The following is a 14,330-nucleotide window of genomic DNA, read 5'->3' as shown; positions in this document are numbered from 1 at the left end:
CCACCTTATGCCGTGCGCGCCTTTTCCGCATTGGCGCGGATGGTGGCCAGCGTGGCGCCGGGCGTGATCAGATTGCCGTCATAACGCAATTCGATCAGCGCCGGCAGCCTGTGCCCGGTCGCATGGCTCAACGCGCGCTGCAGGGCAGGCGCAAACTCTTCGGTGGTATTGACCACTTCGCCATGCGCGCCATACGCGCGCGCCAGCGCCGCAAAATCCGGGTTGTGCAGGCTGGTGCCGGAAATACGGCCCGGATAATCGCGTTCCTGGTGCATGCGTATGGTGCCGAACATCTGATTGTTGAACACGATAATGACCACGCCAGCGTTGTATTGCACGGCCGTGGCCAGTTCCTGGCCGTTCATCATGTACTCGCCATCGCCGGCAAAGGTAATTACGGTACGTGCGGGATCGACAATCTTGGCGGCGATGCCGGCCGGCACGCCGTAGCCCATGGCGCCGCTGGTGGGCGCCAACTGCGTGCGCATGCCGCCATAGCGGTAGAAGCGGTGCGCCCAGGTTGCGTAATTGCCGGCGCCGTTGGTAATAATGGTGTCATGCGGCGCCTGCGCCATGATCTCCTGCGTGACCTGCCACAGATCCAGCGGCGCCTGGCCGTCCTGGAAGATCGGCGGGCGCTGTTGGTAGGCGGCCAGCTCGGCCTTCGCTTCAGGCGCGGTATGGCGCCAGGCGCTGGCGTCAACCGGTTGCATCGCAGCGAGCATGGTGCACGCTTGGGGCATGCCGCTGGCGATCATCAGCTCGGCCTGGTAGACGCTGCCCAGCTCGAGCGCATCGGTGTGGATATGCACCAGGCGCTGGCGCGGTACCGGCGACTCGAACAGGGTATAGCCGCCGGTGGTCATCTCGCCCAGGCGCGGACCGATGGCGATCACCAGGTCGGCGTCTTTCACGCGCGCCGCCAGTTTCGGATTGATGCCGATGCCGACGTCGCCGATATAGTTGGGGTGATGATTGTCGAGCAGGTCCTGGAAGCGGAAGGCGCAGGCGACCGGCAAATGGTTGGCTTCGGCAAAGCGTTGCAGGTCGCTGCACGCCTGTGGCGTCCAGGTGGCGCCGCCCAGCAGCAGCAGCGGGCGGCGTGCTGCGGCCAGCATGCCGCGCAGCTGATCCATCTGCTGCTGCGAGGGCGAGGCCTGCACCGGCTGGAAAGCGCGCGTGTCGCTCGCCTCGGCCAGCGAGACCAGCATGTCTTCCGGCAATGCCAGCACCACCGGGCCTGGGCGTCCGCTGGTGGCGACCTGGAAGGCGCGCGCCAGGTATTCCGGTATGCGCTCGGCGCGGTCGATCTGCGCTACCCACTTGGCCATCTGCCCGTACATGCGGCGGTAGTCGATTTCCTGGAACGCCTCGCGGTCGACGAAGTCGTTGCCGACCTGGCCGATAAACAGGATCATCGGCGTCGAGTCCTGGTAAGCGGTATGCACGCCGATCGAGGCATTGGTGGCGCCGGGGCCGCGCGTGACGAAACAGATGCCGGGCTTGCCGGTCAGTTTGCCGTAGGCTTCGGCCATGAAGGCGGCGCCCCCTTCCTGGCGGTTGATGATGAAGCGGATGTTCGAGTCATGCAGGGCGTCGAGTACATCGAGATAGCTTTCGCCTGGTACGCCAAAGGCGGTGTCGACGCCGTGGATATGCAGGGCGTCGACCAGAATCTGGCCGCCGGTACGAGGTTGTTGCGTCATGGTTGGCTCTTTATAAGTGTGGGAAGGCAGGCGCGCTGTTTATTCTATGTGAGCCGATTTGGCCCGGCTTTTGAAATGGCGACACGTAATTTCACAATTGCCCGGTAGCTGCCATGCTTTTTGCCCCATCGATGCTGCGGCGCGGTACAATGTCGGGTGAAGCAGGCCAGACAGTCGCTGGCCGGTGCAGCAATGCACTGGCGGGAGGAAGGTCCGGACTCCATAGAGCGGGGTGACGGTTAACGGCCGTCCGCTGAAAATCCGGGTTGGCGTACTTGTACGGCAGCACGGTATAAGGCGAGGAACAGGGCCACAGAGACGAGCGTATTAAGTTACGGTGAAACGCGGTAACCTCCACCTGGTGCAATTTCAAATAGGCACGCGATGATGTTGCTCGCGGAGCGTGCGGGTAGAAAGCTTGAGCGCCGGAGTAATCCGGCGCCTAGAGGAATGACTGTCATAGCGCCGACCGCAAGGAAGGCGCCGTAACAAAATCCGGCCTATCGGCCTGCTTCACTTGAATTCTGGCGTGCCCGCAAATCTGGTACGCAGCAAAAAAGCCCCGTGATCGGGGCTTTTTTTGTTTCCAAAAACATACTCTTAACAAATAAGTTGTATAGACAGATTGATCTATTTTTCGGTTCGCGACTTCTTTTTTTAATAGTTCCTGTTGGGAAATTAAAAATGCTTGATGGCTTGCCAGCCGCGAAATATGCGGCTTGCTCCGCCAGGGTCGGTTTGTTTAACTTTAAAACAAGGTATTTTTACTAACTGACAAGGTTATGGCTGCATAACGAAACTATTGTCCCACATCAACTAACTGCAAAAAATTTAATTTTTCCATTTTGTAATTTTGAATGTTTACGGTAACAAAAAACATGGGTGCAGATGAGGTAGCACATTCACTATCGTTCATAAGTCTCTAATTTATCGATATTTTTTAATTTGAGGCTCCTTCAACGATATGCGCTAAGTCCTTAATTTCATTACTAAAATTCGTATTTTTCCAATCGGAAACCGCTTGACCACCCTCTTTCCATCCTCTAAAGTGGGCAAGTGTGTGAAAAAGTGTTTTTTTGTGGGAGATTTTCCCCATCCAGCGTGACGCAAAAGCGTCGCAACCCAAGCTCTAAAAAAGGTCTTTCGTGTTTCAAGGCGCGTCCGCTATCAGTCTCGATGCCAAAGGCAGGATGTCTATCCCTGCCAAGCACCGTGACGCGCTGGCCATACAATGCGAAGGTCGCTTGACTCTGACCCGCCATCCCGATGGCTGCCTGCTGTTTTTCCCCCGTTCCGTGTGGGAAAGCCACCGACAGCAAATCGCCAGCTGGCCAATGTCGGCGCGCGCCTGGCAGCGCATCTTCCTGGGCAGCGCCGTCGATGTCGAACTCGACTCGGCAGGGCGCGTGCTGATCGCACCGGAGCTGCGCAATGCAGCCGGCCTGTCGCGTGAGGTGATGATGCTGGGCATGGGCAGTCATTTTGAAATCTGGGACGCCGCCCGACTGGCTGAAAAAGAACAGCAGGCAATCGATGCCGGCACCCCCGATGTACTCTCCAATTTTTCTTTTTAAGGCTCCGTAATGACACTACTCACGGTGCCGGAATTTCAGCATCGCACGGTGCTGCTTGATGAAGCGGTCGACGCACTCGACCTGACGGGCGCGCGCGCGCATGGCATCTATGTCGACGGCACGTTTGGCCGTGGCGGCCATAGCCGCCTGATCCTGTCGCGCCTGGCCCAGGACGCGCGCCTGATCAGCTTTGACAAGGACTTGCAGGCGATTGCCACGGCAGGGCAGATCGATGATCAGCGCTTTGCCATCGTGCACGACAGCTTTGCCACCATGACCGACAGCCTGGCTGCGCGCGGCGTGCAGCAGGTGGACGGCATCCTGCTTGACCTGGGCATCTCGTCGCCACAAGTGGACGACGCGGCGCGCGGTTTCAGCTTCCGTAACGACGGACCGCTGGACATGCGCATGGATACTACGCGCGGCCAGTCCGCCGCCGAATGGCTGGCGGTGGAAACCGTGCAAAATTTGGAAAAGGTGATACGCGATTATGGGGAAGAACGGTTTGCTTTTCAGATTGCAAAGGCGATTGTTGCTGGCCGGGCAGTGCAGCCAATTTCAAGCACACGACAGCTTGCCGGCATCGTGGCAGGCGCCGTCAAAACCCGCGAGAAGGGCAAGGACCCCGCTACCCGCACCTTTCAGGCCATACGCATTTTCATTAACAAGGAACTCGAGGATCTCGAGACCGGGTTGAATCAGGCGTACGCCTGCCTGGCGCCCGGTGCGCGCATGGCGGTGATCAGCTTTCATTCGCTGGAAGACCGCATGGTCAAACGCTTCTTTGCGTCCAAGGCCAATGTGGAACAGCCTGACCGCCGCCTGCCTATCCGCGCGGTCGACCTGCCGCAGCCCGAGATGAAGCTGATCGCCAAGATGAAGCCGTCCGACGCCGAGATCGAGGCCAATCCGCGTGCCCGTTCGGCCGTGATGCGCGTGGCGCAGCGCCTGCCGCTGGCCGGCCATGCCGATGGCGGCGCGCGATGACTGGCAAGCTGTGCATCGTGCTGTCGGCGCTGCTGGTTGGCTGCGGCCTGTCGCTGGTCAACGCCCAGTACCAGGCGCGCCACCTGCTGATCGACCTGGAGCGGGCGCAGGCCTTGTCGCGCCAGCTCGATATCGACTGGGCGCAGCTGCAGCTGGACCAGTCCACGCTGGGCAAGCATGAGCGCATCGAATCGATTGCGCGGCGCGACCTGAGCATGACGCCGCTGACGGCGGCGCGTACCCAATACCTGACGGAGGGCGAGTAATGAAGCTGGGCAGTAACAGCAACGGCCGGGTGGCGGCGTCCAAGGGCGTGCCATTTTCCAAGAACCCTGTGCTGGCGGTGCGCCTGCCGGTATGGCGCTCGCGCGTGGTGCTGTTCCTGCTGTTCTTTGCCTTTGCCGGCCTGGGCGCGCGCGCCATGTGGCTGCAGGGCGTCTCGACCCAGTTCCTGCAAAAGCAGGGCGCGGCGCGCTACGAGCGCACGCTCGAGCTGCCGGCCACGCGCGGCAAGATCACCGACCGCAATGGCCAGGTGCTGGCCTCGTCGGTACCGGTCAAGGCCATCTGGGCGATACCCGACGATGTGCTGCAGGCGCCGCCGGAAAAAATCAACGCGCTGGCCGCCTTGCTCGACATGAACGTCAACGATTTGCGCAAAAAGCTCGATTCGGACCGCAGCTTTGTTTACCTGAAACGCCAGGTCGAGATGGATGTGGCCGACAAGATCAACAAGCTCGGTATCGACGGCATCGACGAGCGCAAGGAATACAAGCGCTTCTATCCGCAGGGCGAAGTGATGACCCACGTGGTGGGTTTTACCAATGTGGAAGACGTGGGCCAGGAAAGCATGGAGCTGGCGCAGCAGAAAACCCTGGTCGGCACCACCGGCAGCCGGCGCGTGATCAAGGATCGCCTCGGCCATATCGTCGAGGACATCGGTTTTATCCATGAACCGCACGACGGCAAGGACCTGACGTTGTCGGTCGACAGCAAGATCCAGTACATCGCTTTTACGCAGCTGAAGGAAGCGGTGGAAAAATTCAACGCCAAGGCCGGCGGCGCCGTGGTGCTCGACGTGCATACGGGCGAAGTGCTGGCGCTGGCCAACTACCCGAGCTACGACCCGAACGACCGCAGGAAACTGACCGGCCAGCAGCTGCGCAACCGCGTCATGACCGATACCTTCGAGCCCGGCTCGACCCTCAAGCCGATTACCGTGTCGCTGGCGCTTGACACCGGCCGCGTCAAGCCCAATACCATGATCGACACCGGCGCCGGCCGCTACACGATTGCCGATCGCACCATTACCGACACCAGCGCGCATGGCGTGATCAGCGTGGCCGAGGTGATCGAGATGTCGTCCAATATCGGTTCCTCGAAAATCGCGCTCGGCATGCCGGCCCAGGAAATGTGGGAGATGTTTACCAAGGTGGGCTTCGGCCAGCAGCCGAAATGGGGTTTCCCCGGCGCCGTGGCCGGCCGCGTGCGTCCGTACAAGTCGTGGCGTCCGGTCGAACAGGCCACCATGAGCTATGGCAACGGCATTTCCGTTTCGCTGATCCAGCTGGCGCGCTCCTACATGATGTTTGCGCGCGATGGCGACACCATTCCGCTGTCGTTCCAGAAGGTCAAGGAGCTGCCGGTCGGCCAGCAGATCATCAAGCCCAAGACCGCTGCCGACATGCGCGCCATGCTGGAACTGGTAGTGTCCGGCGCACACGGCTCGGCCAAGCGCGCGCAGGTTGCCGGCTACCGCGTCGGCGGCAAGACGGGTACCGCCTACAAGGTGGAAAACGGCCGCTATGCGATGCCGCGCAAATATATCGGCTCGTTCGTCGGCATGGTGCCGATGTCGGCGCCGCGCTTCATTATCGCCGTGATGATCGATGAACCGACCGGCCTGTACCACTATGGCGGCCAGGTGGCCGCCCCCGCTTTCGCGGCGATCGCCACCAACGCGCTGCGCGCGATGAACGTACCGCCCGATTCCTCCGTTACCGAAATCGTGGTCCCGGCCAATGCCGGCCCGGAGGCCATGTGAAGTCACTCATGAACATACAAGAGATCAGTTTGTGGATCAAGGCAGCTGCGCCGAACGGGCAGCTGACCGCCGATTCGCGTCGCGTGCAGCAGGGCGACGTATTTTTTGCCTATGCAGGAGCCGCCCGTTTTGTCGACGCCGCCATCGCCCAGGGCGCAGCAGCGGTACTGCACGATGCCGGTGATGAGTGGAACGCCGCCGGCGCCGTGCCGCACCTGGCGCTGGCCGAACTGAAACGCCAGGCCGGCCCGATTGCCCATGCGTTTTATGATATGCCCGACGCTGCCATGTTCAGCGCCGGCGTGACCGGCACCAATGGCAAGACCTCGTGCGCGCTGTGGCTGGCGCAGGCGCTGGCCCATCTGGGTCAGGTCTCGTCGGTGATCGGCACCCTGGGCGTGGGCCTGTGCAAGCCGCGCAGCGAGATCGAATTTGATGTGACCGGCTACACCACGCCGGACGCGGTGCTGCTGGCGCGCAAGCTGGCTGCCATGCGCGAAGCTGGCGCCCAGGCTGTCGCCATCGAAGTATCGTCGATCGGCCTGGAAGAGCAGCGCGTGGCCGGCATGCATTTCGATGTGGCGATGCTGACCAACCTGACGCGCGACCATCTCGACTACCACGGCACCATGGCAGCCTACGAGGCCGCCAAGACCCGCCTGTTCGACTGGCCGGGCCTGAAAACGGCCGTGATCAACCTGGATGACGCGATGGGCCTGCGCCTGGTGCAGCATGTGCTGGCCAGGCCGGAGGGCCTCACCGGTCAATACCCGGTGATCGGCTACACGCTCAAGGATGCCGCCAGCCAGCCGGACCTGCCGGGCGTGCTGATGCTGCGTGCCAGCCAGTTCCGCAGCCGCCACGCCGGCACCGATTTCCATCTCGATTGCCCGCTGGGCATGGCGCTGATCAGGACGCAACTGGTGGGCCACTTCAATATCAGCAATGCGCTGGCGGTGCTGGGCGCCTTGCTGGCCCATGGCACCGGCCTGCGCGCGGCCATCGACGCCATCGAGTCGCTGGCACCGGCGCCGGGACGCATGCAGCAGCTGGGCGGCCAGGAAGCGCCGATGGTGGTGATCGATTACGCCCATACACCCGACGCACTGGAAAAAACCCTGTCTGCCTTGCGCCAGGTGGCGCAGGAACGCCATGGCCAGCTGTGGTGCGTGTTCGGCTGCGGCGGCGACCGCGATCCGGGCAAGCGCCCACAGATGGGCGCCATTGCACAACTGGCCGACCATGTGGTGGTCACCAGCGACAATCCACGCAGCGAAGAGCCGCACGCGATTATCGAACAGATCATGGCCGGCATGCGTGCTGACGGCCCGCAGGCGCAGGCGATTGAAAACCGCGCCGCCGCCATCCTGTCGGCCATCAAGCATGCCGCCAAGCCCGATGTGATTCTGCTGGCGGGCAAGGGACATGAGCCGTACCAGGAAATCAAGGGCAAGAAGCTGCCGTTTTCCGACGCCGAACATGCGCAGCTGGCGCTGTCGGCGCGCCTGACCATGATGAGGACCAACTGATGGAGCAGACCGTGCACGCGACGCTCGCACAAGTGCTGCCAGGTCTGGCAGCGCTCGGTGCACGCCTCGAAGGCGCCATCGCCACGCCATTTGCCGGCGTCTCGACCGACAGCCGCCAGGCCGCGCCAGGCTCGCTGTTCGTGGCCCTGCGTGGCGAACGCTTTGACGCGCATGACTTTTTGCACGACGTGGCGCGCCAGGGCGTGGCCGCGGTGGTGGTGGGAACGCTGCCCGAAGGCTGGGACAGCGCAGCGGTGCCGGCCATCGTGGTTGACGACAGCCTCGTTGCGCTGGGCCGCATCGCCAACTTCTGGCGTCGCCAGTTTGACTTGCCGGTGATCGGCGTGACCGGCAGCAATGGCAAGACCACGGTCAAGGAAATGCTGGCCGCCATTCTGGCCGCCGCTTACGGCGAGGAGGATCGGCTGGCCACACGCGGCAACCTCAATAATGAAATCGGCGTGCCGCTGACGCTGTTTCGCTTGGGCGCACGCCATGGCGCAGCCGTGATCGAGATGGGCATGAACCATCCGGGCGAGATCGCGCGCCTGGCCGCCATTGCCGAGCCAACCGTGGCGATGGTCAATAACGCCCAGCGTGAGCACCAGGAATTCATGCACACCGTCGAGGCTGTGGCGCGCGAAAACGGCGCCGTGCTGGCCGCCTTGCCGCCAGACGGCGTGGCCGTGTTCCCGCATGGCGAGCAATTCACGCCAGTATGGCAGGCGCTGGCCGGCAGCCGACGCGCGATCCGTTTCGGCCTGTCGAAAGAGGCCGAAGTGAGCTGCACCCATCGCGCCGCCGAGGATTTTGGCAGCGACCTGTTCATTACCGTGCGCGACGCGCAGGGCGCAGTGCAGCAGTTTTTTGTCGGCCTGCAGGCGGCCGGCGAACACAATGTGAAAAATGCGCTGGCGGCAGTGGCCTGCGCCTGGGCAGCCGGCGTGACGCTCGACGCCATCAAACGCGGCCTGGAAGCGTTCGCACCGGTGGCTGGCCGCCTGCAGAAAAAACGCGCCTTGAATGGCGCCACCGTGATCGACGACACCTACAACGCCAACCCCGATTCGGCGCGCGCCGCCATCGATGTGCTGGCGCAGGCTGGCGCGCCGCGCATCCTGGTGCTGGGCGAGATGGGTGAAGTGGGCGTGCAAGGGCAGCAGTTCCACGAAGAGATCGGCGCGTATGCGGCCGCCAAAGGCATCGAACGGGTGCTGGCGACGGGCGAACTGACGCGCCATATGGCAACCCCACAGGCAGCCGGCGGTACGGGCACGGTGGTGGAATATTTCGAACAGTTCGACGGTTTGCTGGCGGCGCTCGATGCGCACCTGGCGGCCCAATCGGATGCAACAGTATTGATCAAGGGCTCCCGCTTCATGAAGATGGAACGGGCCGTGCAGCATTTGATTGGTTCAAACAATAACAACAAGGAAGCTCACTAATCATGCTGCTCTGGCTCGCTCATTATTTCCAGGACGACCTGGGCCCATTGCGGGTCTTTAACTTCATTACCTTCCGCGCGGTGTTTGCCACGCTGACGGCGATCCTGATCGGCCTGTGCGCCGGTCCGGCCGTGATCCGCATGCTGACCCGCCTGAAAGTGGGCCAGGCCGTGCGCACCGACGGTCCGCAAACGCATCTGAAAAAACACGGCACGCCAACCATGGGCGGCGTATTGATTTTGCTGGCCATCGGCATTTCCACGCTGCTGTGGGCCGACCTGTCGAACCGTTTTATCTGGCCGGTGCTGATTGTCACGCTCGGCTTTGGCGCCATCGGCTGGGCCGACGACTACCGCAAGGTGGTGTACCAGGACCCGGAAGGCATGCGCTCGCGTGAAAAATATTTCTGGCAGTCGCTGATCGGCCTGGCCGCCGCGTTCTATCTGGCGTTCTCGGTGTCGATCTCCGAACCGAATGCCGGCCAGGTGTGGAAGCTGATCTACGACTGGGTGCAGTCGGGCTTCTCGATGGACCTGCCGCCCAAGGCCGACCTGATCGTGCCGTTCTTCAAGACCGTCAGCTATCCGCTGGGCGTGTGGGGCTTTATCGCGCTGACCTATTGCGTGATCGTCGGCAGCAGCAACGCCGTCAACTTTACCGACGGCCTCGATGGCCTGGCCATTATGCCAACCGTGATGGTCGGCACCGCACTGGGTCTGTTTGCCTACCTGACCGGCAACGTCACCTATGCGCGCTACCTGTTTATCCCGCATATTCCGGGCGCCGGCGAACTGGTGATTTTCTGCGGCGCGCTGGCTGGTTCCGGTCTCGCCTTCCTCTGGTATAACACGCACCCTGCCAAAGTGTTCATGGGCGACGTCGGCGCACTGGCGCTGGGCGGCGCGCTGGGCACCATTGCCGTGATCGTACGCCAGGAAATCGTGCTGTTCATTATGGGCGGCATCTTCGTGGTCGAGACGCTGTCGGTGATTATCCAGGTCGGCTGGTTCAAGTACACCAAGAAGCGCTACGGCACCGGTCGCCGCGTTTTCCTGATGGCGCCATTGCATCACCATTTTGAACAAAAAGGCTGGAAGGAGACGCAAGTGGTGGTGCGTTTCTGGATCATCACCATGATGCTGGTGCTGCTCGGCCTGACAACCTTGAAGCTGCGCTGATGATGTACGACGCAAAAACCGCACTGGTGCTGGGCCTCGGCGAATCGGGGCTGGCGATGGCGCTGTGGCTGGCCCGCAGCGGCGCCTGTGTGCGCGTGGCCGACACGCGTGAAGCGCCCGAACGCCTGGCCGCCTTGCGCGCCGCCGTGCCTGATGCACAGTTTATTGCCGGTCCGTTTGACTCCAGCCTGCTCGATGGCGTCGACTTTGTTGCAACCAGCCCCGGCCTGGCGCCGCAGCGCGAGCTGGCGCAGATTGCGCCGGCCGCCGCAGAAAAAGGCATCCCCGTCTGGGGCGAGATCGAACTGTTTGCCCAGGCGCTGGCGGTATTGAAGGAAATCCGCGGCTATGCACCGAAGGTGATCGCCATTACCGGTACCAACGGCAAGACCACCGTCACCAGCCTGGTCGGTCTGCTGTGCGAGCGCGCCGGCCTGTCCACGCGCGTGGCCGGCAATATCAGCCCGGCCGCGCTCGACGTGCTGCGCGAGGTGCTCGATAACGAGCCGCCGCCGGCCGAAACGCCTGCCGAGGGCGAGGCGCCCGCCATCGTAGCCAGTACGCTGCCGCAGGCATGGATCCTCGAGCTGTCGAGCTTTCAGCTCCATACCACCTTCAGCCTGCAGGCCGATGCGGCCACGGTGCTGAATCTGTCGCAGGACCATCTGGACTGGCATGGCGACATGGCCGCCTACGCGGCGGACAAGGCGCGCATCTTTGGCGCGCAGACGGTGCGCGTGCTTAATCGCGACGATGCGGCCGTGATGCAGATGCGCGACGCGCTGGTTGACACGGTGACCTTTGGCACCAGCGAGCCGGCGGAGCTCGACAGCTTCGGCCTGGTCAACGAGCGCGGCGTATTCTGGCTGGCGCAGGCGGTGGCCAGCGAAGAAGTGATCGAGAAAAAACGCCGCAAAAACGACCCGGCGCCCGAGCCGGTGCCGACCATGGCGAAAAAACTGATGCCGGCCGATGCGCTGAAAATCCGCGGCCAGCACAATGCCTCGAACGCACTGGCAGCGCTGGCGCTGTGCCGCGCCATCGGCCTGCCGTTTGCGCCGCTGTTGCATGGCCTGCGCGAATACCAGGGCCAGCCGCACCGGGTCGAACTGGTCACGGCGGTCAACGGCGTCGAATACTACGACGACAGCAAGGGCACCAATGTGGGCGCCACGGTGGCGGCATTGTGCGGCCTGGGCAAGGCTTTTGGCGGCCAGGACCAGCGGCTGGTCTTGATTGCCGGTGGTGACGGCAAGGGCCAGGATTTTTCGCCACTGGCCGAACCGGTATCGCGCTACGTGCGTGCGGTGCTACTGATCGGTCGCGATGCACCGGCGCTGCGCGAAGCGCTCGAGCCGTCGGGCGTCGAACTGATCGACTGCGCTACGCTGCAGGACGCCGTCAAGCGCGCCAGCACACTGGCGCAGGCCAACGACGCGGTGCTGCTGTCGCCGGCCTGCGCCAGCCTGGACATGTTCAGGAATTACGCGCACCGCGCGCAGGTGTTTGTCGACGCCGTGCGTGAAATCGCGCTCGATAACGGACAGGATATCTGATGGCCTTCCAACTGCCCTTTGGCTTCGGTTCCGGCTCGGCTGCCCAGCCGCTGGACGGCCGCGCGCGGCAGTCGAAGATGATGGACTACGACAAGCCGCTGGTCTGGGTGGTGCTGCTGCTGATGTTGCTGGGCATGGTGATGGTGTATTCGGCCTCGATTTCGCTGTCTGACGCGCGCAAGTTTGCCGCCTACACCAACAACTACTTCGTAGTGCGCCAGGCGCTGTTTATCGCCGTCTCGGTGGTGGCTGGCGCCGTGGTGTTCCGCATCCCGGTGGCGCGCTGGCAGAAGATGGCGCCGTGGCTGTTTATCGGCACGCTGGTGCTGCTGGTGATGGTATTGATTCCCGGTCTGGGCGTGTCGGTCAACGGCGGTCGCCGCTGGCTCAATCTGCCCGGTCTGCGCCCGCAGCCGTCCGAGCTGATGAAGGTAGTGATGGTGCTGTACGCCGCCGACTACACGGTGCGCAAGCAGCAATACATGCATAAGCTGACCAAAGGCTTCATGCCGATGGCGCTGGCGGTCAGCTTTGTCGGCCTGCTGCTGCTGATGGAGCCCGACCTGGGCGCGTTCGGCGTGATCGTTTGCATCGCCATGGGCATTTTGTTCCTGGGTGGCGTCAATGCGATCTGGTTCGGCGGTATCGGCGCCATGCTGACGGCCATTTTCGTGACCATTATCGCGCTGTCGAAATTCCGCCGCGAGCGCTTCTTTGCCTACCTCGATCCGTGGCAGGAAGACAATGCACTGAACAAGGCCTACCAGCTGACGCACTCGCTGATCGCTTTCGGCCGCGGCGAGATCTTTGGCGTGGGCCTGGGCGGCAGCGTGGAAAAACTGCACTACCTGCCCGAAGCGCATACCGACTTCCTGCTGGCGGTGATCGGCGAAGAACTGGGCCTGGTCGGCGTGCTGGTGGTGATCGGCATGTTCTACTGGATTATCAAGCGCGCCTTCGACATCGGCCGCCAGGCCATCGCCATCGACCAGACCTTTGCCGGCCTGACCGCCAAGGGCATCGCCATCTGGATCGGCGTGCAGACCTTCATCAATATGGGCGTGAACCTGGGCCTGCTGCCAACCAAAGGGCTGACCTTGCCGTTAATGAGCTATGGCGGCACGGGCGTGCTGATCAACTGCATCGGCCTGGCGATTTTGCTGCGTATCGATTATGAAAACCGGATCCTGATGCGCGGAGGCCGGCTATGAACCACGTGAAAACTGTGAAGACAAACAAGAAACTGATGATTATGGCGGCCGGCACCGGCGGCCATATATTCCCCGGCCTGGCCATCGCGCAGACCATGCGCGCGCGCGGCTGGGAAGTGAGCTGGCTGGGCACCACCCACGGCATGGAACAGGAACTGGTGCCCAAAAGCGGGATTGCGATGGATGCGATCGCGTTTTCAGGCATGCGCGGCAAGGGCCTGGCGCATACCGTCAAGGGCGGCTTCAAGATGCTGGCCAGCTTTTTTGCCGTGCGCCGCTTTATCGCGCGCCGCCAGCCCGATGTGGTGCTGGGCATGGGTGGCTATGTGACGGTGCCGGGCGGGATCATGGCGCGCCTGGCCGGCGTGCCGCTGGTGCTGGTCAATGCCGACGCAGCGCTGCTGCTGTCCAATAAAACCCTGGTGCCGCTGTCGCAGCAGGTGTGCTTCGGCTTTCCGGCCGACTTTGGCCCTGCTGCCGGCAAGGCGGTGGTGACCGGTAATCCGGTGCGCGAAGAAATCCTGGCCATGCCGGCGCCGGCCGAGCGCTTTGTCGGGCGCAGCGGCCCGCTGCGCATCCTGGTGGTGGGCGGCAGCTTGGGCGCGAAAGCGCTCAATGACGCCCTGCCGGCGGCGCTGGCGCTGATGCCGCAGGCGTCGCGTCCGCAAGTGACGCACCAGTCGGGCAAGAAAAATATCGATGCGCTGCATGCAGCGTATGCGCAAGCGGGTGTAACGGCTAAAGTAGTCGACTTTATCGACGATATGGCGCAGGCATATGCGCAGGCCGATGTAGTGATCTGCCGCGCCGGCGCCATCACGCTGTCCGAACTGACGGCTGCCGGCGTGGCCAGCGTGCTGGTGCCGCTGGTCGCTTCGACCACCAGCCACCAGCGCAATAACGCGCAGTGGATGGAAAGCCAAGGCGCGGCCATCCATCTGCCGCAAACAGAGATGAACCCGGCGTCGCTGTCGGCGATGCTGGCCTCGCTCACGCGTGAGCAGTGCCTGCAGATGGCACAGGCGGCGCAGGGAGCGGGCAAGCGCGACGCCAATTCGGCGATCGCACACGTATTGGAAAAACTGGCATGAGGTATGGTC

General features: G+C 62.7%; 11 protein-coding genes and 1 other RNA gene. 11 read left to right on the top strand and 1 reads right to left on the bottom strand.

The window, feature by feature from the left end; genetic code table 11:
* Positions 1-5: 5 nt before the first annotated feature.
* Complete coding sequence (locus GCM43_RS09995; protein WP_152243775.1) at positions 6-1,706, bottom strand: thiamine pyrophosphate-binding protein; 1,701 nt, start codon at positions 1,704-1,706, stop codon at positions 6-8.
* A gap of 158 nt (positions 1,707-1,864) precedes the next feature.
* On the opposite strand from GCM43_RS09995, the gene rnpB reads away from it, so the two are divergent.
* From rnpB to murG, 11 genes are all read left to right on the top strand, one after another.
* Positions 1,865-2,225: RNase P RNA component class A (rnpB, locus tag GCM43_RS09990), an RNA gene on the top strand.
* A gap of 626 nt (positions 2,226-2,851) precedes the next feature.
* Positions 2,852-3,280: a division/cell wall cluster transcriptional repressor MraZ gene (mraZ, locus tag GCM43_RS09985; protein ID WP_152243773.1), complete on the top strand. Its 429-nt coding sequence runs from the start codon at positions 2,852-2,854 to the stop codon at positions 3,278-3,280.
* Between the two features lie 9 nt (positions 3,281-3,289).
* A complete protein-coding gene (rsmH, locus tag GCM43_RS09980; protein ID WP_152243772.1) occupies positions 3,290-4,267 on the top strand; it encodes a 16S rRNA (cytosine(1402)-N(4))-methyltransferase RsmH in 978 nt (325 codons plus the stop codon).
* The gene (gene ftsL, locus GCM43_RS09975) at positions 4,264-4,533 is read left to right on the top strand and encodes a cell division protein FtsL (RefSeq protein WP_152243770.1); all 270 of its coding nucleotides are present in this window, start codon (positions 4,264-4,266) and stop codon (positions 4,531-4,533) included. Before rsmH ends, ftsL begins: the two co-directional genes overlap by 4 nt.
* Entirely contained in the window at positions 4,533-6,311 is a 1,779-nt protein-coding gene (locus GCM43_RS09970; RefSeq protein ID WP_152243768.1) for a peptidoglycan D,D-transpeptidase FtsI family protein, read from the top strand. The genes ftsL and GCM43_RS09970 overlap by 1 nt, the downstream gene beginning before the upstream one ends.
* 8 nt (positions 6,312-6,319) lie before the next feature.
* A complete protein-coding gene (locus tag GCM43_RS09965) occupies positions 6,320-7,840 on the top strand; it encodes a UDP-N-acetylmuramoyl-L-alanyl-D-glutamate--2,6-diaminopimelate ligase (protein ID WP_152243766.1) in 1,521 nt (506 codons plus the stop codon).
* Positions 7,840-9,285, top strand: a complete 1,446-nt coding sequence (locus tag GCM43_RS09960) for a UDP-N-acetylmuramoyl-tripeptide--D-alanyl-D-alanine ligase (RefSeq protein WP_152243764.1) — start codon at positions 7,840-7,842, stop codon at positions 9,283-9,285. Before GCM43_RS09965 ends, GCM43_RS09960 begins: the two co-directional genes overlap by 1 nt.
* Positions 9,286-9,287: 2 nt before the next feature.
* Positions 9,288-10,463 (top strand): phospho-N-acetylmuramoyl-pentapeptide-transferase, encoded by a 1,176-nt coding sequence (gene mraY, locus GCM43_RS09955; protein ID WP_152243762.1) that lies wholly within the window; start codon positions 9,288-9,290, stop codon positions 10,461-10,463.
* Positions 10,463-12,019: a UDP-N-acetylmuramoyl-L-alanine--D-glutamate ligase gene (gene murD / locus GCM43_RS09950; RefSeq protein WP_152243760.1), complete on the top strand. Its 1,557-nt coding sequence runs from the start codon at positions 10,463-10,465 to the stop codon at positions 12,017-12,019. The genes mraY and murD overlap by 1 nt, the downstream gene beginning before the upstream one ends.
* Positions 12,019-13,230, top strand: coding sequence for a putative lipid II flippase FtsW (gene ftsW / locus GCM43_RS09945; RefSeq protein WP_152243758.1), 1,212 nt, complete (start codon positions 12,019-12,021; stop codon positions 13,228-13,230). Before murD ends, ftsW begins: the two co-directional genes overlap by 1 nt.
* On the top strand, positions 13,227-14,321 hold the full coding sequence (gene murG / locus GCM43_RS09940) for an undecaprenyldiphospho-muramoylpentapeptide beta-N-acetylglucosaminyltransferase (protein WP_152243756.1): 1,095 nt from the start codon (positions 13,227-13,229) through the stop codon (positions 14,319-14,321). Before ftsW ends, murG begins: the two co-directional genes overlap by 4 nt.
* Positions 14,322-14,330: the final 9 nt, after the last annotated feature.

It is taken from the genome of Janthinobacterium aquaticum (assembly GCF_009208565.1).
GTDB lineage: Bacteria > Pseudomonadota > Gammaproteobacteria > Burkholderiales > Burkholderiaceae_D > Janthinobacterium.
The sequence above is the reverse complement of the archived record's forward strand: the minus strand, read 5'-3'. Positions and strand labels throughout refer to the sequence as shown.